The organism is Escherichia sp. XD33, assembly GCF_019375075.1.
Classification (GTDB): domain Bacteria; phylum Pseudomonadota; class Gammaproteobacteria; order Enterobacterales; family Enterobacteriaceae; genus Enterobacter; species Enterobacter flexneri_A.
Map to the genome: position 1 here is coordinate 1 of NZ_JAENDM010000288.1, position 650 is coordinate 650.

2 tRNA genes and 2 rRNA genes are annotated in these 650 nt (G+C 47.2%); all 4 read left to right on the plus strand.

Annotated features, from left to right (window positions below):
• Positions 1-105 (plus strand): 16S ribosomal RNA (locus K0778_RS26820); the annotation flags it as partial.
• A gap of 68 nt (positions 106-173) precedes the next feature.
• Positions 174-250, plus strand: a tRNA-Ile gene (locus K0778_RS26825).
• 42 nt (positions 251-292) lie between these two features.
• Positions 293-368 (plus strand) — tRNA-Ala (locus K0778_RS26830).
• A gap of 183 nt (positions 369-551) precedes the next feature.
• Positions 552-650 (plus strand): 23S ribosomal RNA (locus K0778_RS26835); the annotation flags it as partial.

The following is a 650-nucleotide window of genomic DNA, read 5'->3' on the forward strand; positions in this document are numbered from 1 at the left end:
GGTAGCTTAACCTTCGGGAGGGCGCTTACCACTTTGTGATTCATGACTGGGGTGAAGTCGTAACAAGGTAACCGTAGGGGAACCTGCGGTTGGATCACCTCCTTACCTTAAAGAAGCGTTCTTTGAAGTGCTCACACAGATTGTCTGATGAAAATGAGCAGTAAAACCTCTACAGGCTTGTAGCTCAGGTGGTTAGAGCGCACCCCTGATAAGGGTGAGGTCGGTGGTTCAAGTCCACTCAGGCCTACCAAATTTGCACGGCAAATTTGAAGAGGTTTTAACTACATGTTATGGGGCTATAGCTCAGCTGGGAGAGCGCCTGCTTTGCACGCAGGAGGTCTGCGGTTCGATCCCGCATAGCTCCACCATCTCTGTAGTGATTAAATAAAAAATACTTCAGAGTGTACCTGCAAAGGTTCACTGCGAAGTTTTGCTCTTTAAAAATCTGGATCAAGCTGAAAATTGAAACACTGAACAACGAAAGTTGTTCGTGAGTCTCTCAAATTTTCGCAACACGATGATGAATCGAAAGAAACATCTTCGGGTTGTGAGGTTAAGCGACTAAGCGTACACGGTGGATGCCCTGGCAGTCAGAGGCGATGAAGGACGTGCTAATCTGCGATAAGCGTCGGTAAGGTGATATGAACCGT